This is a genomic window from Roseibium sp. MMSF_3247, assembly GCF_030733765.1.
GTDB lineage: Bacteria > Pseudomonadota > Alphaproteobacteria > Rhizobiales > Stappiaceae > Roseibium.
In genome coordinates, this window is record NZ_JASHII010000008.1 from 115,422 (window position 1) to 133,571 (window position 18,150).

At 55.0% G+C, this 18,150-nt stretch carries 21 protein-coding genes; 12 read left to right on the plus strand and 9 right to left on the minus strand.

Going from position 1 to position 18,150, the window contains the following annotated elements; all coding sequences use genetic code 11:
• Window positions 1-83 precede the first annotated feature (83 nt).
• From RBB44_RS22355 to RBB44_RS22375, 5 genes are all read right to left on the minus strand, one after another.
• Window positions 84-560, minus strand: coding sequence for a GNAT family N-acetyltransferase (locus RBB44_RS22355; RefSeq protein ID WP_306150045.1), 477 nt, complete (start codon window positions 558-560; stop codon window positions 84-86).
• 33 nt (window positions 561-593) lie between these two features.
• A complete protein-coding gene (locus RBB44_RS22360; RefSeq protein WP_306150046.1) occupies window positions 594-1,526 on the minus strand; it encodes a cytochrome c in 933 nt (310 codons plus the stop codon).
• 41 nt (window positions 1,527-1,567) lie between these two features.
• A complete protein-coding gene (locus tag RBB44_RS22365; protein WP_133946717.1) occupies window positions 1,568-2,026 on the minus strand; it encodes a cytochrome c in 459 nt (152 codons plus the stop codon).
• Window positions 2,027-2,251: 225 nt separating this feature from the next.
• Window positions 2,252-2,854 carry a superoxide dismutase gene (locus tag RBB44_RS22370; RefSeq protein WP_008192782.1) on the minus strand — a complete coding sequence of 201 codons (603 nt, stop codon included), beginning with the start codon at window positions 2,852-2,854 and terminating at the stop codon, window positions 2,252-2,254.
• Window positions 2,855-2,987: 133 nt separating this feature from the next.
• Window positions 2,988-3,851: a DUF6159 family protein gene (locus RBB44_RS22375; RefSeq protein WP_306150047.1), complete on the minus strand. Its 864-nt coding sequence runs from the start codon at window positions 3,849-3,851 to the stop codon at window positions 2,988-2,990.
• A 207-nt stretch (window positions 3,852-4,058) separates the two neighbouring features.
• Here RBB44_RS22375 and RBB44_RS22380 point away from each other — a divergent pair, with 207 nt between their 5' ends.
• Window positions 4,059-4,739, plus strand: coding sequence for a thermonuclease family protein (locus RBB44_RS22380; protein ID WP_306150048.1), 681 nt, complete (start codon window positions 4,059-4,061; stop codon window positions 4,737-4,739).
• 58 nt (window positions 4,740-4,797) lie between these two features.
• On the opposite strand, the gene RBB44_RS22385 is transcribed toward RBB44_RS22380, so the two are convergent.
• Complete coding sequence (locus RBB44_RS22385) at window positions 4,798-5,553, minus strand: ABC transporter substrate-binding protein (RefSeq protein WP_306150049.1); 756 nt, start codon at window positions 5,551-5,553, stop codon at window positions 4,798-4,800.
• A gap of 105 nt (window positions 5,554-5,658) precedes the next feature.
• Window positions 5,659-6,363, minus strand: coding sequence for an ABC transporter substrate-binding protein (locus tag RBB44_RS22390; RefSeq protein ID WP_306150050.1), 705 nt, complete (start codon window positions 6,361-6,363; stop codon window positions 5,659-5,661).
• Between the two features lie 291 nt (window positions 6,364-6,654).
• On the opposite strand from RBB44_RS22390, the gene RBB44_RS22395 reads away from it, so the two are divergent.
• Entirely contained in the window at window positions 6,655-7,830 is a 1,176-nt protein-coding gene (locus RBB44_RS22395) for a YbfB/YjiJ family MFS transporter (RefSeq protein WP_306150051.1), read from the plus strand.
• 145 nt (window positions 7,831-7,975) lie between these two features.
• A complete protein-coding gene (locus tag RBB44_RS22400; RefSeq protein WP_306150052.1) occupies window positions 7,976-8,311 on the plus strand; it encodes a hypothetical protein in 336 nt (111 codons plus the stop codon).
• A 78-nt stretch (window positions 8,312-8,389) separates the two neighbouring features.
• Here the strand turns inward: RBB44_RS22400 and RBB44_RS22405 are convergent, their stop codons facing one another.
• Complete coding sequence (locus RBB44_RS22405) at window positions 8,390-9,247, minus strand: branched-chain amino acid aminotransferase (RefSeq protein ID WP_209173980.1); 858 nt, start codon at window positions 9,245-9,247, stop codon at window positions 8,390-8,392.
• A 329-nt stretch (window positions 9,248-9,576) separates the two neighbouring features.
• Between RBB44_RS22405 and RBB44_RS22410 the strand changes: the two genes are divergently transcribed.
• From RBB44_RS22410 to RBB44_RS22430, 5 genes are all read left to right on the plus strand, one after another.
• On the plus strand, window positions 9,577-10,002 hold the full coding sequence (locus tag RBB44_RS22410; protein WP_306150053.1) for a VOC family protein: 426 nt from the start codon (window positions 9,577-9,579) through the stop codon (window positions 10,000-10,002).
• 127 nt (window positions 10,003-10,129) lie between these two features.
• Window positions 10,130-10,792, plus strand: a complete 663-nt coding sequence (locus tag RBB44_RS22415; RefSeq protein ID WP_306150054.1) for a haloacid dehalogenase type II — start codon at window positions 10,130-10,132, stop codon at window positions 10,790-10,792.
• 321 nt (window positions 10,793-11,113) lie between these two features.
• Window positions 11,114-12,220 (plus strand): TRAP transporter substrate-binding protein DctP, encoded by a 1,107-nt coding sequence (gene dctP / locus RBB44_RS22420; protein ID WP_133946707.1) that lies wholly within the window; start codon window positions 11,114-11,116, stop codon window positions 12,218-12,220.
• 198 nt (window positions 12,221-12,418) lie between these two features.
• Window positions 12,419-13,741, plus strand: coding sequence for a TRAP transporter small permease subunit (locus tag RBB44_RS22425; RefSeq protein ID WP_306150055.1), 1,323 nt, complete (start codon window positions 12,419-12,421; stop codon window positions 13,739-13,741).
• Window positions 13,742-13,744: 3 nt separating this feature from the next.
• Window positions 13,745-15,100: a TRAP transporter large permease subunit gene (locus RBB44_RS22430; protein WP_133946705.1), complete on the plus strand. Its 1,356-nt coding sequence runs from the start codon at window positions 13,745-13,747 to the stop codon at window positions 15,098-15,100.
• Window positions 15,101-15,178: 78 nt separating this feature from the next.
• Here RBB44_RS22430 and RBB44_RS22435 read toward each other — a convergent pair whose 3' ends face one another.
• Entirely contained in the window at window positions 15,179-15,766 is a 588-nt protein-coding gene (locus RBB44_RS22435) for an outer membrane protein (RefSeq protein ID WP_133946704.1), read from the minus strand.
• Window positions 15,767-16,243: 477 nt separating this feature from the next.
• Between RBB44_RS22435 and RBB44_RS22440 the strand changes: the two genes are divergently transcribed.
• The 4 genes from RBB44_RS22440 (at window position 16,244) to RBB44_RS22455 (ending at window position 18,108) form a co-directional block, all read left to right on the plus strand.
• Window positions 16,244-16,825, plus strand: a complete 582-nt coding sequence (locus tag RBB44_RS22440) for a hypothetical protein (protein ID WP_209002142.1) — start codon at window positions 16,244-16,246, stop codon at window positions 16,823-16,825.
• A 19-nt stretch (window positions 16,826-16,844) separates the two neighbouring features.
• Window positions 16,845-17,426 (plus strand): DUF2975 domain-containing protein, encoded by a 582-nt coding sequence (locus RBB44_RS22445; RefSeq protein ID WP_306150056.1) that lies wholly within the window; start codon window positions 16,845-16,847, stop codon window positions 17,424-17,426.
• Window positions 17,427-17,450: 24 nt separating this feature from the next.
• Window positions 17,451-17,666 carry a helix-turn-helix transcriptional regulator gene (locus RBB44_RS22450; RefSeq protein ID WP_306150057.1) on the plus strand — a complete coding sequence of 72 codons (216 nt, stop codon included), beginning with the start codon at window positions 17,451-17,453 and terminating at the stop codon, window positions 17,664-17,666.
• 121 nt (window positions 17,667-17,787) lie between these two features.
• A complete protein-coding gene (locus RBB44_RS22455) occupies window positions 17,788-18,108 on the plus strand; it encodes a hypothetical protein (protein WP_306150058.1) in 321 nt (106 codons plus the stop codon).
• The last annotated feature ends 42 nt before the right edge of the window (window positions 18,109-18,150 follow it).

The following is an 18,150-nucleotide window of genomic DNA, read 5'->3' on the forward strand; positions in this document are numbered from 1 at the left end:
CTGCAGTTTGCAAGACGCTTAATCAAAACCGGTAATGCGGCCATCACACCGCATTGCCGGCACCGCATAATTCAGTGGCGGTTTTACAAACTACACTGGAGAAAAACAGTCTCTTTTATGGGCGTATCATAATAGGCCGGGATCTCCACAAACCCTGCAGCCTTGTATAAACGAATAGCGCCTTCCATGGTGGGAAGTGTATCCAGCCGCATATAGCGGTAGCCTGCGCTTCTAGCCCGTTCCAGAACGGCGGACACCAGGCTGGAGCCGACCCCGCTGCCCCGTCCCTCAGGCGCGACATACAAGCGTTTCATCTCGCAAATGCCGTCATCAGCCATGGGCCGCAGGGCCACACAGCCGATCGAGACATCAGAGCTCGTCTTCGCGAGTATTAGCGCCCCTAAGGGCGGTACATACTTGCCAGGCAATGCAGCCAATTCTTCCTCAAAGCCCTGATACGACAAATCAATGCCAAGCCAGTCCACATAGGCCCGGAACAACCGTTTGAAGTCTTCAAGGTCGCGGGACGGATCAGCATCCGTAACGGTGAAATCAGTCATGCTTGGGAAAATCTTGTCCAGTTCAACTCGCGATCATTGGGCAGCGCCCGAAACATCCGGGATTGCTTTCAAATAAACCCCGATCGCCTCGCGGTCAGAGGCCGGAAGGCGGGCCATATTTTCCTGAACCGGCACCATCTCGCCACCCACAGAATCGTAATCCGGTGTAAATCCACTTTCCAGGTAATAGGCGATGTCAGATGCGCTCCAGCTGCCAAATCCTCCCGAGACAGGGGTGATGTTCGGCACCCGCCCCTCACCCGTTGCAGCCGGTGCCCCGCCCAACCAGTCGGAAAGGATCAAGCCTCCAGCAAAATCGCGCGGCGTATGACATTCCCCGCAATGGCCCGGGCCTTCCACGAGATACCGTCCCCGCTCCCAAACTGCGGGATCCACATCTTCTCCACCGACAGGTGCCGCAACAACCGGAGCCGGGTCCAGGAACATTCGTTTCCAAAGCCCGACGCCCCGCCGGATGTTGAAAGGAAAGGCCAGCTCATTCGGCCCGGCACCGCCCTCGACAGCCGGCAGGGTCTTCATGAAGCTGAAGAGATCATTGATGTCCGCGAGATCCATCCGGGCGTAAGAGGCATACGGAAAGGCCGCGTAGTAATTCCGGCCGTCCGGAGATGTCCCGTGTGTCATCGCGTTTGCCAGATCAGCGACCGACCAATTCCCGATACCATCATTCGGGTCTTGGGAGACATTTGGTGCCACGAAAACGCCAAACGGAGTTTCAAGACGCAGCCCGCCACCGAGTTTCAGCTTGTCATCACCTTTCGCCTCAGCCGCTGCGTGGCAGGAACTGCATCCAGATGCCCAGAACACAAGCTCACCATTGACGGGATCGCCCGGTCCGAGATTGGCAACTGTGTTTTCGTCCAACCGGGTTGGGGCGGAGAGAAACCAGCCCGCGAGCGCCGCAGCAACGCCCAGCACGATCACGAACAGCAAGAGCTTTTTCATGACGGTTCTCCCCTCACCCCGAGTTATGGATCCCGGAAACCCTAGTTTTTGACCCGGAACCCTTCATGGCATGACTTGCATGTCCCGAAGACTGGCCCCATCGCCGCTTTGAAGGCATCAAGATCGGCTGGTCCGGCGCGTCCGGCTGCTTCCATCGCCGTGCCCGTTGCAGCAGCGAACTTCGCGATCTCGGCATCAAATCCGGCCCGGTTGTCCCAGATCGCCGGAGCGGCTTCTGTGTCGCCCGCGTTTGATCCATCCGGGAAATAGTCTCCAAAAGTAAGGGAGGCTGCACGCATGGCGGCAATGGCCGCTTTGCCGGCAGCAGGCGAATAGGCGATTTCGCCCTTCATCAAGCCGCCGCCAAGCCCAGCGGCTGCACCAACGGACGACATGATCGCCTGCCGGTCACCAATTGGATCATCGTCCGCCTGGGCCGCCCCAAGGCTGGCTGCAATCGCGATCGAAACAATGGAAATGCACTTCGAAATGGTCCGCATGGTCCTCTCCTCACTGACAGGTCTCAGCTTTGCTCAAGCGGATCTGCGTGTGGGAGCGTCCATCCCGGCAGCCGCATAAGTCTAGGGGAGCGGAAAGTTGCGGGCGTTGCAAGCTTTGAAATGTAACAACCGTTATCAAGAAATAGTGCGCGAACGTCCGCCGAATACAAAAAAGCCCCCGGTCTCGATTGAGGCCGGGGGCGGAAACGTCGCAGAAGCGAAGATTTACTTCGTTGCAGCTTCGTACATCTCCAGGACGTAGTCCCAGTTGATCATGTTGTCGATGAAGGCTTCCAGGTACTTCGGACGCGCATTGCGGTAGTCGATGTAGTAGGAATGCTCCCAAACGTCACAGCCCAGGATCGGGCTTGCACCGTGAACCAGCGGGTTTTCCCCGTTTGGGGTCTTCATGATTTCCAGTTTGCCGTCCTTGACTGCCAGCCATGCCCAGCCAGAACCGAACTGGCCGACGCCAGCTGCAATGAAGTCCGCACGAAACTTATCGTAGCCGCCAAGGTCGCTGTCGATGGCAGAAGCCAGAGCGCCCGGCAGAGAGGTGCCGCCACCGTCTTTTTTCATCCACTTCCAGAAGTGGATGTGGTTGTAGTGCTGACCGGCGTTGTTGAAGAGAGGTGCGTTCTTGCCGAAGCTTTCTTTCACAACGTCTTCCAGAGACTTGCCTTCTAGGCCGCTGCCTGCGAGCAGCTCATTGCCTTTGGTGACATAGGCCTGATGGTGCTTGTCGTGGTGAAACTCGAGAGTTTCTGCAGACATATACGGGGCCAAAGCGTCATAAGCATACGGCAGATCAGGCAATTCAAAAGACATGGCAAACTCCTCATGTGTTCTATGAACAGCGGTGCTGACCAAAACGGCCGCGTACCGTGTTGAGCGGCAAAATAGGTTCGTCACCTGCGCTCGGCAAGGCGCGTTTTGAAAATAAAGAAAAATTTTCTTTGTTTTATCGCTTGTCCGGCTGAAATGCGTTCCGGATCAAGCGGGAATCGAAGTTGAGCGGCATCTCACCCTCGACGGCGTAGATATAAAGCGCAGCCCGCAAGATGGCGCTGAGTGTGGTCACCACGACAGACCCGACAAGGATCAGGGTCACGCCCACAGTGGCCAAACCACTGCCCAAAGTCGGATTTTGCTCAAAGGAAAAGATCCCAAGCATCAAGATTGGCATCGCCACAATCAAAATCAGGAAATTCAAAGCCCCCAAGCCTATATGCCCGACCAGCGCTTCGCCCCAGGTTTTTCGAACGGCTTGAACTGATCGCTTGATTGCGGTCACCGGACCGACACCATCCACCACCAAAATCGGCACTGCGAAATACGTGGCAACAGCCCAACCGGCCCCGAGCAAGTTGATGAAAAAGCGCATCAGCCCCTTCAACCGGCTTTCAAGAAGCTGCAGAACCCAACCAACAAATGCCGTCACCAAGGCCCAAAGCAGGATCTGCGGCAGTCTGCGCATGGACAGACTGAGACCGTCCATGACCGTCGGATCTCCACCGGCGAACCGGATTAGGGCACAGCCAAGAAGCGCCGCGTTGAAAAAGATCATGATGAAGTAATTGATGAACAGGAAAACGAACATCAGCGCCCAGAACCGAGGATCCTGATCCGGCTGCTCGCTGTCGAAGATGCTCTGGAAGAAAGCTTGAAGTTCGGGCGTCGTGTAGATCGCCCAGCCTCCGGACCCAATCACAAGAGCAAGTGCCAAGGCGCTCATGATCGGAAACAGGAGCATCTCCTTGTCAAGGAGCAACACTTTCCAGCAAGCCGCCCCAAGCGCCAGGGCCCGTTCCAGTTTCTCGATCATGTGTGGTTCCGCTCGCCGTACAAATCGACACGGTACGTAACCACATTTTCCGTTAAGGAAGACCGAAGACAGACACTTCACACTTCAGATGCGCCCGCGTCCATCCACAGACATCGGTCGCACTGGCGGTTAGTTCTGTTGTTCTAGCGGTGCGATCAGGGCAAGAATCCGTCTGTTACACCATTTGATTCGTTGAGTTTTTCCAAGATGGGCAGTGTTTATCCTGGCGCGGTGAGGCCAGCGCTGTGGCTGTTTGCTTTTACGATTATCGCTGCGTCGCAGCCCCAACAGATCCAGGCGGCTGACGTTCGGGTTGTTGACGGAGATACGCTCGTTGTGAACGGAGAGCGGGTCCGCCTTGAAGGAATTGATGCACCCGAACTCGCCCAAACCTGCCTCACGTCTGCGGGCAAAAGCTATCGATGCGGCTTAACCGCCAAGGAGCACCTGCAATCGCTGATAAAGCAGGGTGATGTCACGTGCAGGGGAAATGAAACCGACGCCTACGACCGGAAACTCGCCACCTGTTTTTCCGGCAAAAAGAACCTGAACAAAGCCATGGTTGCAGATGGTCATGCGTATGCGTTCTTGCGATACTCTGATGCCTATCGGACCGAACAGGAAATGGCTCGGCTGAATGGCGCAGGTCTTTGGGCGGGCATTGCTGAAGCGCCTTTGGACTTCAGGCAGCAAAAATGGCAAGTTGCAGGGTCAAAGGCACCGGCAGGTTTTCCAATCAAGGGAAACATTTCCGCCCGCGGACGGATCTACCACACACCCTGGTCACCGCACTACAGCAGGACACGGATCAACGAGGCTGCGGGAGAGCGCTGGTTCTGCTCCGAAGAAGAGGCGGTTGCCGCTGGCAGGCGTTCACCGTTGAGCTAATGCAACGCTTATTCTACTCTGTTCCTGAGGTCATGCCCCAAAGGCCGGTTTCAAGTTTTCATTGCGTATTCGGTAGACCAGGGTCGGATTGACCCTTGTCACCCGACGTTGTGAGATGACGATTGAACAGCTCCCTCGCCTCACGGCCGGCTGGTGAGTTCTCAAAACACACATAAAGACTGTGGTTGATCAGCAGCTTTTCGTGAAACTGCAAACTATCCGCCACAAAGGCCACACCAGCGTCTTCGGCCTTCAAATAGTTGAAGACATTTTTGTCGATCACAATGGCATCAGCCCGCCGAGCGGCGACCTTCAAGATATTCTGTGTGTCGTTTTCAGCCAGTTCTCCGATGATGTCCCCGTCTGCGATCATCTGATCGAGCTTTGCTTCATTCACATAACCTCGAACCACGCCGATGACGAAGGATCGCAAGTCATCGAGCGTTTCCCAGTCGAAAGAGCTGCTTAATGGTGTCAGAAACCCAACCGGGCTTTCGCCGAATGGTTTTGAAAACAGGCACCGGTCTCCGTTGGCTTCTGCGTCTATGTCAGCCGAATAATACTCTGGATAAACACCGATCCAGTTCGGGTCATCAGCGGCAAGCATGATTGCGCGGTTCCAGGGAAACAGTTGAACATCAACCTCTATCCCAGCCTTCGCAAACGTTGACCGCACCGTGTTGGTATTCGGCCCCTCGCCCGTCGCTTCCACGTAAGGCGGCCAGTGAAGCGTGGTCAGCCTTAGCGCCTCAGACGCAAAGGACAGCGAAGACGTTGCAATGATCAAGGCACTTAAGGCCAATGCGCAGCGCATTACATTCTCTCGGTTATGATCCGTATTACACCGCGGGTAATCGGAACTGTCTGGAAAGCGCAGCGTGCCGCGCTTTCCATGTTTTAGTGAGCTCTTAAGCGCTCGTCAGAGAGCGGAGTTGAACTTGTCCCGCGCCGCCTTTCCGGCATCGGAGTTTTCAAAGCAGATGAAAAGACCGTGTTCAATGAGCAGATTGTCGTTGAACTTCAGATCACCGGCAACCTTGGCAACAGCCGGATCGTTCTGTGCAAGATGCTCAAAAACCAACTTGTCGATCACGCCTGCAGCAGAACGGCCGCCCGCGACTTTCAGAATGTTCTGCGAATCGTCGTCAGCTTCCTCTACCGCGATGTCGCCAGCTGCCACCATGCTGTCGAACTTCTCTTCATTGTTGTATCCCCGAACAACGCCGATCTTGTGCGCTTTCAAATCGTCATGGGACGACCAGGAGAAGTCTGAATCCTTGCGTTGAACGAACCCAACCGGGCTAACACCGAAAGACTTTGAAAACAGGCAACGGTCGCCACCCTTTTCCGCATCGCTGTCTTCGGCATAATACTCAGGGTAAACGCCGATCCACTCAGGATCCTTTTGCGCCAGGTTGATTGCCCGGTTCCAAGGGAAAACAGCCACTTCAGCGGAAATTCCGGCCTTTTCAAACGCTGCCTTGACAGCGTCCGAGCTCGGACCGCTGGCATCAGCCATCACGTAAGGCGGCCATTCCAGCGTCGTGAGTTTTACGGTCTCGGCCCGAGCGGCCAAGGGGCTCATGAGAAAGGCTGCGGTCGCAGTAGCCAATAGAAGACGCATATGTTCGTCCTGCCTTAAATTTAAAAGTGTTTCGTGCTCACGAGTGAGCGTGCCAACACTACGAACGAACAATGAATAAGAAATTTCCGAAGTGAAACCATGTCGCTTTTACGCACGTCCAGTGCCGCGAATATTTGTTTTAACTGTTAATAATACTTATCTGCACACCAGACAATTTGATTAGACACAATCATGCCCCCCTTCAGTTGAAGGCTTGCAGGGCCATAAACCGGCATCTACAAACAGTTTCGGATATTTCCGCCCGCCGTTCCAGACACAAGACATCCTTCCATGAAACAGTCCTTTTGGAGTTCGGTTTGCCTCGCGCTTGGTGGGTTGCTGGCGCTGGCCGCGGCCATGGGCATTGGACGGTTCGTCTACACCCCGATCCTCCCCTCCATGGCCGAGGGCATCCCGCTGACGCCGAGTGCGGCCGGACTGATCGCATCTGCGAATTTCCTCGGTTATCTGACTGGCGCTCTGATCGGCGCATCCCGTTTTTTGGGCGGAACACCCAGAACCTGGTTCCTTGCTGGGCTCGCGCTCAGTGCTCTGACGAGTGCAGCCATGGCCCTCAACAGTGATGTGTGGTTCTTCATGATGATTCGCTTCATCAGTGGCCTGGCCAGCGCCTTTGTTCTAGTTTTTTCGACCACTCTTATATTGGAACGGCTGACCACAGCCGGTCACAGCGCCCTGTCTGCAGTGCATTTTTCTGGAGTTGGCATTGGCATTGCCCTCTCCGCTGTCCTGATCGCGGCTCTCAATCACAACGCTGCGGACTGGCAAACCTTGTGGCTTGCAAGCGGACTGGCGACCGCAATCCTTCTAGTCGGGGCAATCGTTCTTGTTCCGACAAGATCAAACACTTCACCGACGGCGCCGGCTGATGGCAATCGCGCCCCAGAAGACGGCCGACGCACCTGGTCCCCAACGGTCATCCGTCTGGTTGCTGCTTATGGTTTGTTCGGCTTCGGGTATGTCATCACCGCGACTTTTGTTTCGGTCATGGCACGCACGACCCCGTCCCTGACAAACATCGAGCCTTATGTCTGGCTGGTTGTTGGTCTGTCGGCAGCGCCATCAATCTATGTTTGGAACTTGATCGCCGCCAAACTCGGTGCCCGCCGGGCCTTCGCGTTGGCATGCCTAGTAGAAGCAGGCGGCGTCGCGATGACAGCGGTCAGCACCTCACCAACCATCTTTCTGACCGGAGCAGCGCTTCTGGGCGGAACCTTTATGGGCATCACAGCCCTTGGCCTTGCCGAAGGACGCCGTTTGACGGCAGAGGCCGGGACGGCCGCAGTTCGCCAGATGTTGGCAACCCTGACAGCCAGTTTTGGCCTGGGTCAGGCTGCAGGACCATGGATCGCTGGGCAATTGCATGGCGTGACGGGCTCCTTCCAGGCACCATCAATTGCCGCAGCCATCGCTCTTGTGATCGCGGCCGCTCTTGCCGGGCTATGAGCTACTGCAAAGCGCCCCTCACCAAAAAATGATCGAATTTTATCTAAATTGAAAACGTGTGATTTAGAACACGTCAGAAGGAGAATTCCGCCGTTACATTCCGCGTCACAGTCAATGACGACTGCAAATGACTTGGGAGAAAGATGTGAAACTTGTAAATTCGATTATTAAAACTGTTGCACTTGCAGGATCTATTTCATTCGGCGCAACAGCAGCGTTTGCTGCACCACCAAGTGATGGCTCAACACTTGGCGAATGCTACAACAACTGGATATCTCATTGTAACCAGACCACACCAGGCTACCCGAACAGCTGTTACGATGAAGTTTTGAACCATTGCGACAGCGTGCACAGCGCAAGCCTTGGAACACTATCAGGCTACAAGGTCAAATCCATGCAACGCTCCGCTCTCACGAAAGCCAAGCGTGCCAACACGACACTCGTTGCCCCGAAGGTTCAGCCGGTTCGCGTTCAGAACTGACCGGGCGCTACGGCTCAACAAAAAGCCCTGCAATGGACGCATTGCAGGGCTTTTGTCTGTTCAATTGAGCGGCCCCAATCAGGCGTGGGAGAACTCCCAATACAGGTCACGTGCCCGAGCGGCGATCGGACCTGGCTGCAGATCACGCTCTTCGATCCGATTGACCGGCGTCACCTTGTTGTAGTTGCCAGTTGAGAAGATTTCATCAGCTTCCAAAAACTCATCATAACCGAGTGTGCGCTCAAAAACGTCATATCCAGCAGACCGCAGCAGATGAATGACGCGCTGGCGGGTGATTCCGTTCAGGAATGTGCCGTTCGGCGCAGGCGTATGAACTTTGCCATCCTTTGCCATGAATATATTCGCAGACGTCAGTTCGGCAACATTGCCCAGCATGTCGCGGACCACGGCATTGTCGAACCCCCGCCCTTTGGCCTCCAGCATCGCACGCGCATTGTTTGGATAAAGACACCCGGCCTTTGCATTGACCGGCATGCATTCCATGGTCGGACGGCGGAACGGAGAAAGTGTGATACTGGACGCTGCATCCTTCGGTGCCATCGGTGCGTCGAACAGACACAAACAGAACCGTGTGCTGTCCGGATCACCGCTGATGACACCCGGACCGTCACCTTCCACCCAGTACATCGGTTTGACGTAGATCTGCTTGTCGCTGCCGAACTTGGCACAGCCCTCCTTGGTCAGCTCCACCATCTCCCCAACCTTCATGGTTGGCTTCATGCCGAGAGCGACTGCGGAATCGTTCACCCGTTGGCTATGGAGATCGATATCCGGCATCACGCCATCGAAAAAACGGGCGCCATCAAAGACGCTTGACCCGAGCCAGGAAGCGTGGGTCCGCGGGCCCATGATCGGCGGATTCCCTTCGTGCCAAGTCCCGTCAATCCAGGTCCAGGTGTCGCTCCAGCCGCTCATCGTTCTCCCTTTCGATCATTCTGGGTGTTTGTTATCCGTGACCGGACAGAACACCGCCACCGCCCGCGGGTCAATAGCTTACCCACAACATCTGGATTGCAAGTCATATTATTCCTCCAGCTGACTTTTTGGGACCGGAATCGGTCTCATGATTACGCGAACCAGGATATTTCTTCCAGACGAGTTTATTGAGATTGAGCAGGGTTGGCGTCCCACTTATCGCCAATGAACAATTTCATTGCGGTGCGAATTTGCGATCAGCGCTTGCAAGAAAACCGCGCCATAGATAATTTGTTCCCTCTTTGTTCAATAATTTGGAGATACTCGTAATGGATCAGCGCATTTCAATGATCACTCTCATTGTTCCCGATATCATGACAGCGCGGGCTTTTTTTGAGACCGGATTAGGGTGGCAGGTGAATGCCGCGCCCTCCCCGCATGTCGTGTTTTTCCAGATACCCGGCGGTGTGTTTGCACTCTATGATCGCAGCGCGCTTGAGGACGAGATCGGGTCTGAGGTCACCACTGCGCCATTTGGTGCGATGACATTGGCATGGAACGCCAAAGAGCGTGGTGATGTCGACGCGATGTTTGAAAAGGCGGTTGCTGCAGGTGCCCGCTCGATCAAAGAACCCCAAGAAGTGTTCTGGGGAGGATATTCTTCGTATGTGGAAGTTCCGGGCGGGCATTTGCTGGAAATCGCATTCAATCCGTTCTGGACAGTCAACGACGACGGCTCCGTGCAGCTCCCTTAGGCCCAGCCGTGACGGGATGGCAACGGCGATAGGCATTTGATTTTATTCGAACGGCTTTTGCTTGACCTTGGTTCAGACTCAAGGTTCTCTGCCGCGTTCGTGTATTTCTTGTGCTGAAGGATCCGTTATGGCTCACGCCGCTTATGTCTTTGATGCTTATGGAACTTTGTTTGATGTGCATGCCGCTGTGCGCAGACATGCAGCCAAACTGGGTCCCGATGCGCAACGGCTATCCTCTCTGTGGCGTGAGAAGCAGCTAGAATATTCCTGGGTGCGGGCCTTGATGGGCCAGTACAAGGATTTCTGGGAATTGACCCAGGAGGGTTTGGACACCGCGTTTGCGCTGGTCCCAACCGCTGATAAGTCGATGAAAGACGACCTCCTGAATGCGTACTGGGAATTGGATTGCTATCCGGAAGTCCCGCAGGTTTTGACCGACCTGAAAGCAACGGGAGCCAAGATCGCGATCCTGTCCAACGGATCACCGGCCATGCTTGATGCAGCGGCCAAAGCCGCGGGTCTCACCGAACTGTTTGACGAGATCTTTTCCGTTGATGAGCTGCGGACCTTCAAGACCAACCCGCAAACCTACGAAATGGTGACGACCCACTTCCGCATCTATCCGGAAGAAGTCTCCTTCCAGTCTTCCAATCGATGGGATGTTGCCGGTGCAACCGCGTTTGGCTTCCGGACGGTCTGGATGAACCGCACCGGAATGCCAGATGAATACACCGACCTTGCCCCAAAGGCAGTTCTCGCAGATCTGACCGGCCTGGCAGCTTTGGGCTGACCGGGTCGTCATCGCTGACAGATAACTTTTCAAAATGGATAGTTTCCATTACGCTCACTTAAATTGATAGTAGAACCGATTATTTCCAAAAAAGAAAAAATATTTATCTGAGATCGCATAGTTGCCGAACTTTGAAACTGTCCTATCCTTTTATCTTGCTGGGAGATAAAAAACTGAGGGCAATCTACTAACCCGTTAGATTTGTTGAACATTCGCAGCATTGCTTCGAACAATAAAAAACGGGCACATTCCACGGCACGGTTGGGAGGCCTGCCGAAACGCTCTTCAGATGATCTCTCTCAAGCGAATTGGGAGGAATTTATGACGAAGCTTACGACCCGCCGCGACGCACTTCGCGGCATTGCGGGCGCTGGCGTTGCCGGTGCCGCGACTCTTGCAGCCCCGAACATCGCGACTGCCCAAGGGCAAACGACCACCTGGAAAATACAGACCTCTTGGCCCGGCGGCGCTGGCCTGCAGATCTTCAAGGACTGGTGCGCAACGATCGTCGAGAAAACTGGCGGCGAATTGGCGTTCCAGCCGTTCGGCGCGAACGACGTGGTCGGTGACTTTCAGCTCTATGACGCGGTGAAAAACGGTGTTCTTGACGCCGTAAACCCGTTTACGATCTACGCGCAGGGCATCATTCCGGCGGCAACATTCTTGACATCGATTCCGCTTGGCCTGCGCAACCCGCATGAGTTTGATGTTTTCTACTACGGCCTGGGCGGCATCGATATCGCCCGTGAACTGTACGAGAAACAAGGCATGAAATTCGTCGGCCCGGTACACCACGGCCCGAACATCATCCACTCCAAAGTGCCGATCCGGTCTATCGATGACTTCCGCGGCCGCAAGATGCGCTTGCCGGGCGGCATGGTTGCCGAGGTCTTCACCGAGATTGGCGCGGAAACAACGGTTCTGCCGGGGTCCGAGATTTTCCCCGCGCTTGAAAAAGGCACCATCGACGTTGCCGACTATGTCGGTCCGGCAGTCAACTATGCCCTCGGGTTCAGCCAGGTTACCGACTACATTGTCATGGGTCCTCCAGGGTTCATGTCGCTCTACCAGCCGGTCGACATCATGGACATCACCGTCGGCATGGACGCCTGGAACAAGCTCAGCCCGCAGATGCAGCAGTTCGTCGAGATGGAAACACATGTTTACTCCGACGCACACCATGCTGCGATCCAGAAGGCCGACCAAGATGCCTGGGCGAAGTTCGAAGCAGACGGCACGGAAGTTACCCGCCTGACGCAGGACGACGTCGAGCTGATGACCGAGGTCGCTGTTCCGATCTGGTTCAACTATGCAAACCGCGACGCAGACAGCGCCCGTGTGTTCAAAATGCAACTCGACTACATGATGTCCGGCTCGCTGGGCTACGTGGATCCGTCGTTGACGGAAGGCCTGGAGCTGAAGCTCTAAGCCACAAACCGGCTACGTAGGATATCACCAAGTCCGCGCAGGAAACTGCGCGGACCTCTCACCTCGACGTTAGGTTCGCCGAACAACAATGCACGCCACCCTGAGCTGTGCGGCTTTTCTTAAAGCCGGGCGGCAACAGGTGTCAGGGCAGACGCCTCTTCGTGTGGAGACTGCGACTGCCCGGGGGAAGGACAAGGCATGCCTCAATTGGATTTCACTCTGCCGCACTGGGCCTATTGGCTCGGCCTGATCCTGTTTCCGATCATCGCGGCAACTCTGGCCAAGCGGCCAAAACCCAAAGAACGGAAATATTCAACCGTTCTGGGTTATTTCATCTTGGTAACCGGCGGCATATTAGGACTGCATAGGCTTTACCTCAAAAGCATGATTGGCCTTTTCTATATACCGGTCTTCATTGTCATTCTTTTTGCCAATTCCCAGGGGCAGGATGCGCGGTCGGTCGCCTCCGACATGTCCAACCTCGTTCGCCAGGCAGAACGGACACTTGACCGTGAAGGCGGCCGGGTCAGCTCTGCCGAAGCTGAACTGCCGGAAATGCGCCAAAAGCTCACGGAAGCTGAAGCCGGAAGCTTTGCCGAACGGCGAGCTCAGCGCGATGTCCGCAGAGCTGAACAGAGGATCCAACAAGGTCGCGAACGCATGGCCGAGGCCGAAGCGGACCTGGAAACCGCACGACCGGCGGCTGAAGAAGCGCAAGCCAATCTGGAATTCTGGCAAAACATCGCGAAGTATGCCTTCTGGCTTATCCTGGCCGGGGTGGCGATCGACGCGATCCTTCTGCCCGGTCTTGTGCGCAAGGCCAATTCCAACCTGCCGCCAGAACCGGAGCTCAGCGAAGCCGAACTCAAGCTGAAAGCCCTTGAAGAGGCGGAGCGGAAAGACGACGCGAGTTACGTTTCGAGCGGCTGGACCGGATGGATCGACCGCCTCTCGCTCTTCTGCGGCGAGTTTGTGGCCTATTGGGCCGTGATCGCGGTGATTGTCTACTACTTCGAGGTTATGAGCCGCTATGTCTTCGGCAGCCCCACGAACTGGGCGCATGAAGCCATGTACCTGATGTTCGGCATGCAATACCTAATTGCTGGCTCCTATGCGATGCTGACGGAGTCCCACGTCCGGGTCGACATCTTCTACGCGCCACTTTCCAAACGCCGCAAGGCGATCGTGGATCTGCTGACCTCGGTCTTCTTCTTCATCTTTGCCGGCACGCTTTTGGTGACGTCCTGGATTTTCGCGTTCGACGCGATTGCCGTTCCCTCCGGAAACTCCCTGATTTCGGATTGGGCCCGGGGCGAGATCGGCTTTGGAGAAGTCATCACAAGTTGGAACCTTGCCCAGTGGACTGACCCGAACATCCGCTGGGGCGAAATCAGCTTCAACGAGTGGGAAGTCCCCTTGTGGCCGATGAAAATGGTCATGATCATCGGCGGGCTGCTTCTGGTGCTTCAAGGCATATCGAAATTCGCGCAGGACCTCCGCGCGCTTGTGGGGAGGACCTAAAGAATGGGTCTTGAAATTGGCATTGAGTGGCTAACACTCATCATGTTTGGATCACTGCTGGTGCTGTTGATGGCGGGTCTTCCGCTCGCCTTCGTGACCGGCGGCTTGGCCTGCGTGTTCCTGTTCATTTTGGGCGACGAACGCGCGTTGAATATCGTGCCGTCGCGCATCTTCCCGCTGATGACGAACTACCAGCTCTCGGCGATCCCCTTGTTCATCTTCATGGCGTCGATGCTGGAGCGAGCGGGCATCATCAACGACATGTTCGATGTCATCTACAAGGTGCTAGGGGGTGTTAAGGGCGGACTGGCGGCCGCAACCATCATTGCGTCCACAGTTCTGGCGGCGATGGTGGGGGTCATCGGTGCGGCGGTGGTTACCATGGGCATCATCGCCCTGCCTGCCATGCTGAAACGTCATTATGACCCGAAGATCGCCATGGGATCGATCATGGCCGGGGGTACGCTTGGCATTCTCATCCCGCCGTCGATCCTTGCGATCATCTATGCCGTCGTGGCCGAACAATCCGTAGGAGAGCTGTTCATCGGGGCGGTCGTGCCGGGGCTGTTGCTCTCGGGGATGTACATCCTCTACGTGATCATTTCCTGCACGATAAGCCCTCAAAAAGGCCCGCCGATCCCGGAAGAAGAGCGCATTCCATTCAAGGAAAAAATGCGGCTCATGTCCGGCATGTCAGCGCCGATTGCGCTGATCGCAATCGTTCTCGGGGTCATCTTTACCGGTGTTGCAACGCCGGTGGAAGCGGCCGGGATTGGGACTTTCGGGGCCATCATCGTGGCGGCCATTCACCGGAACCTTGACTGGCAGACACTGCGCGAGGCCTCTCTGACAACCCTCAAGGCCTCCGCCATGGTTATCTGGATCATGTTCGGCGCAACCATCTTTGTCGGGCTTTACGTCCTGGAAGGCGGCCAGCAGTTTGTGCAAGGCGCTCTGGAAGCCACCGGCCTCGGCCCCTGGGGCATCCTGATCCTGATGCAGGTGGTGCTGGTGATCCTTGGCATGTTCCTCGACTGGGTCGGGATCCTGCTGCTCTGTGTGCCGATCTTCGTGCCGATCGTCAAAGCACTCGGCGCAGCGGCCTTCGGGCTCGACAACCCGGACGACCTCGTCCTTTGGTTCGGGGTGCTTTATCTCGTCAACATGCAGATGAGCTTCTTGTCGCCACCGTTTGGCTATGCGCTGTTCTATCTGCGCGGTGTTGCGCCCCCGGACATCCCGATGACGGACATCTTCAAGTCCGCCCTGCCCTTCCTGGCGCTTCAAATCATCGGATTGGTGCTCTGTATGATGTTCCCCGGCATCATCACCTGGCTGCCAAATCTGGTCTATGGCTAGGAACAACTGAAACAAAAAGACCTACGGCTGCGCGTTTATCGATGCGCAGCCGTAGTTGTATTTCAAGGATTGAGGTCGTTAGAAGGCACGCGAAATACCGAGCATCAAACGATGGTTGCCGGCGGTACGCTTGGCCTGCGTTCCGGCAAAGGTATCCTTGGTGTCGGCGATCCCGGTCAATGTGTAATCGGCGCGAAGACGCCAGTTGTCGTGCATGGCGACTTCCACACCGGCGCCAAGAACCGCACCAAGCCCGACCGAACTCTCGGTCCGGCCATTGGCCTTCAGGCTGTGATCGGTCGCAGCAACGCCAAGACTGATATACGGCATGAAATTGTTGATTGGCAGACCGACCCGGGTTTTTGCGGTCACCGACCACTTGGACCCGGTCTCGATCGTTCCAAGCACCGGATGCTGACCTTTTTTCGTGTCACCAATATAGGTCGCGGCCCCTTCCACACCCAAGATCACCCGGGAAACTTCCCAGTTGTAGCCGCCAAAAACACCAAACGCGGCATCGAAACGGGAATAGTCTTTCTTCTGACCGCCCGCTTTCACATCCGTGACTGTTTGAGACCCACCGGCCTCAAATCCGAGATACGGTCCTGCCCAAATGGACCCGGCAGGAGCCATTGGAACAAAATCAGTTCCACCAGCGACTGGCATGTCGGCGGCTTTGGCCCCGCCGACCAGAACAGCTAGGGCTGCGCATAATACAAAGGGCTTTACCAGCCAATGCCTTGTATTCGGTAAGGAATTCCGGAGGCGCCGAAACGGTTTTGGCCGCGGCGAACAGCCATAAAAAACGCAACTATCGCGATTGGTAAAGGAACTTACCATGGGAGGTCTCACTTCGGTTATCTCGTCAAACCCGCGCCACAACAATCAATAATTATTGCGAAACGATAATTTTAAAAATCACAACGATGATTATTTTGTCAACCGCAATGTTTTGAGTTTGCGTTTTTTTTCAAAATGGACTAGAGGCTCTTTTCGTCAAAGGGCAGCACTCACCCGCGTGCCAACATCTTCCCTTACGGATGAACGCGCGCTGAATGCACTGGCCCAAAGGCTCTGAGTTCGTAGAACTAATTGATTTATCAAAGTATATTGGCCTTTTCCCAATCAAGGCCGGAGGAAATCATGACAGAGATGGAATGGTCCGAACGCGAAAAACGACTGACACGGATCAGGCGGGTATCTGCGTTCATGAAATGGATGGTCAGCGGAATTCTGGTCCTGATCTTGATTTTCGGCCTTATCGTGATTGTTGGGATTTCTCTGCCGAACGAACTGATGATCGCACCTGACGAAACCATCGATTTCGCCGACATCGAACGTCCGCTGGGCGAGATCCCTCAAATCCAGCGCTTCGGCTTGTCGATCGTATCCGGCATCGCATTTGTGCTTTTGATGCTGGCCGGCTGGAACATTCGCCAGGTTTTCAAGCGGTTCCAAAGCATGGAGTTTTTCTCGCCCCAAACCCTCGCCAGTGTCATTTCCTTTGGGGTCTGGCTCATCGCCTTTGCAACTTTTGACCTGATCAGCGATCCAGTTGGCTCGGTGCTTTTGACGTATGATTTTCCACCCGGCGAACGGTCAATTGATGTGACCCTGGATGGGGGAGAACTGTTCTTCTTTGTTCTTGGGGCCTTGATGCTGCTTTTTGGCTGGATCTTGCGGGAAGCAGCACTCATCGCGGATGAAAACCGCCAATTTATCTGATTTGGGCCGAGGGATAAAAATGGTCGACGCATCCATCAATGAACAAAGCAAACGCCTGAAGCGCATTCGTATTGTCGCAAGACTGGTCAAGTGGATCGCAACCCTCTCCCTATTAATCACCTTGACGGTCGGGATCGGCCTGACCTTTGTGTTCCTTTTTCCTCAAGGGCCAGCGTGGAGCATCGACGAAACAATCTGGGTTGGCGAAGGTGAAAGAGCGCTTGCGGCCATCCCAATTGAACAACGGTTTATCCTGGCAGTGCTGCTGGTGGTCAACTTTGTGCTTGCTCTTGGAATCATTTGGGCGCTGCGATCGGTATGCCGGCATTTTGAAACTGGGGACTACTTTTCCCCGCAGGCTTTGGAAAATGTCTTTTCGCTCGGCGCATGGATGATTTCATTTGCGGTATTTGATATTGCCAGTGATCCGGTCGGGATCATGGTCGCGACACTTGATTATCCGGAAGTGGAGAGTGTCATTGACGTTTCCCTCGATGGCGGCGAAATTTTCACAATGATTCTTGGGGCGCTTATGTTGTTGTTTGGATGGATCTTTCGTGAGGCGGCCCTGCTTGCGGAAGAAAACCGGCAAATCGTCTAGCATCAACGCATCAGGGTCTCGAATATGCCGATCATTATCGAACTGGATGTGATGCTCGCCCGCCGAAAGATGCGGTCGAAGGAGCTTGCCGAACGGATCGGCATCACCGAGCAGAATGTGTCCCTGCTCAAGTCCGGAAAGGTGAAGGGCGTCCGCTTCGAAACTTTGGAAAAGATCTGCGAAGTTCTGGACTGTCAGCCGGGCGACATTCTGGTCTACCAGGCGCCAGAAGATCCATAACCCGTCAAACTTTCATCAAATACATATGAAATTGCGCGGATTACTGTAATTTCATCGCAAATTTTGACAATTAAAACGCTCCGGGATTATTGCGCATCATATCCTTTGGAGCTCATTTCTTATGTATGCACCGTCAGTTACAGACAAAACTGGAATACGGCTGGCACCGGCCTCCCGAACACGGTTGAGGCACGGAAAACTCCTCACAGTCGACAAGACCGATATTTGTGATTGCACACTTTACGACCTTCAGAACGGCGGGACGGGTGTCGTCATCCCGGACGCCGAAGCTGATCTACCCGACACGCTTTATGTCGCTGATACCAAGCTTGCGACCGTGAACTTGGCAAAGGTGCGCTGGCGTGTGGGTTCTAACTTGGGGGTTTTGTATTTGGAAAAGCCCGTTCAGCTCAGCTTGAAGCAGTCAGCCAAAACAAAATAACCGGCTGCGTTTCCCGCAGCCGGTTCGAATTTTGATTGCCAA

Coding starts and splice junctions, on each gene's coding strand:
- RBB44_RS22395 (WP_306150051.1), top strand. CDS start 6,655: ATGAAACAGTCCTTTTGGAGTTCGGTTTGCCTCGCGCTTGGTGGGTTG.
- RBB44_RS22440 (WP_209002142.1), top strand. CDS start 16,244: ATGACAGAGATGGAATGGTCCGAACGCGAAAAACGACTGACACGGATC.
- RBB44_RS22370 (WP_008192782.1), bottom strand. CDS start 2,854: ATGTCTTTTGAATTGCCTGATCTGCCGTATGCTTATGACGCTTTGGCC.
- RBB44_RS22375 (WP_306150047.1), bottom strand. CDS start 3,851: ATGATCGAGAAACTGGAACGGGCCCTGGCGCTTGGGGCGGCTTGCTGG.
- RBB44_RS22355 (WP_306150045.1), bottom strand. CDS start 560: ATGACTGATTTCACCGTTACGGATGCTGATCCGTCCCGCGACCTTGAA.
- RBB44_RS22445 (WP_306150056.1), top strand. CDS start 16,845: ATGGTCGACGCATCCATCAATGAACAAAGCAAACGCCTGAAGCGCATT.
- RBB44_RS22450 (WP_306150057.1), top strand. CDS start 17,451: ATGCCGATCATTATCGAACTGGATGTGATGCTCGCCCGCCGAAAGATG.
- RBB44_RS22425 (WP_306150055.1), top strand. CDS start 12,419: ATGCCTCAATTGGATTTCACTCTGCCGCACTGGGCCTATTGGCTCGGC.
- RBB44_RS22380 (WP_306150048.1), top strand. CDS start 4,059: ATGGGCAGTGTTTATCCTGGCGCGGTGAGGCCAGCGCTGTGGCTGTTT.
- RBB44_RS22360 (WP_306150046.1), bottom strand. CDS start 1,526: ATGAAAAAGCTCTTGCTGTTCGTGATCGTGCTGGGCGTTGCTGCGGCG.
- RBB44_RS22430 (WP_133946705.1), top strand. CDS start 13,745: ATGGGTCTTGAAATTGGCATTGAGTGGCTAACACTCATCATGTTTGGA.
- RBB44_RS22390 (WP_306150050.1), bottom strand. CDS start 6,363: ATGCGTCTTCTATTGGCTACTGCGACCGCAGCCTTTCTCATGAGCCCC.
- RBB44_RS22405 (WP_209173980.1), bottom strand. CDS start 9,247: ATGAGCGGCTGGAGCGACACCTGGACCTGGATTGACGGGACTTGGCAC.
- dctP (WP_133946707.1), top strand. CDS start 11,114: ATGACGAAGCTTACGACCCGCCGCGACGCACTTCGCGGCATTGCGGGC.
- RBB44_RS22415 (WP_306150054.1), top strand. CDS start 10,130: ATGGCTCACGCCGCTTATGTCTTTGATGCTTATGGAACTTTGTTTGAT.
- RBB44_RS22435 (WP_133946704.1), bottom strand. CDS start 15,766: ATGCCAGTCGCTGGTGGAACTGATTTTGTTCCAATGGCTCCTGCCGGG.
- RBB44_RS22410 (WP_306150053.1), top strand. CDS start 9,577: ATGGATCAGCGCATTTCAATGATCACTCTCATTGTTCCCGATATCATG.
- RBB44_RS22385 (WP_306150049.1), bottom strand. CDS start 5,553: ATGCGCTGCGCATTGGCCTTAAGTGCCTTGATCATTGCAACGTCTTCG.
- RBB44_RS22455 (WP_306150058.1), top strand. CDS start 17,788: ATGTATGCACCGTCAGTTACAGACAAAACTGGAATACGGCTGGCACCG.
- RBB44_RS22365 (WP_133946717.1), bottom strand. CDS start 2,026: ATGCGGACCATTTCGAAGTGCATTTCCATTGTTTCGATCGCGATTGCA.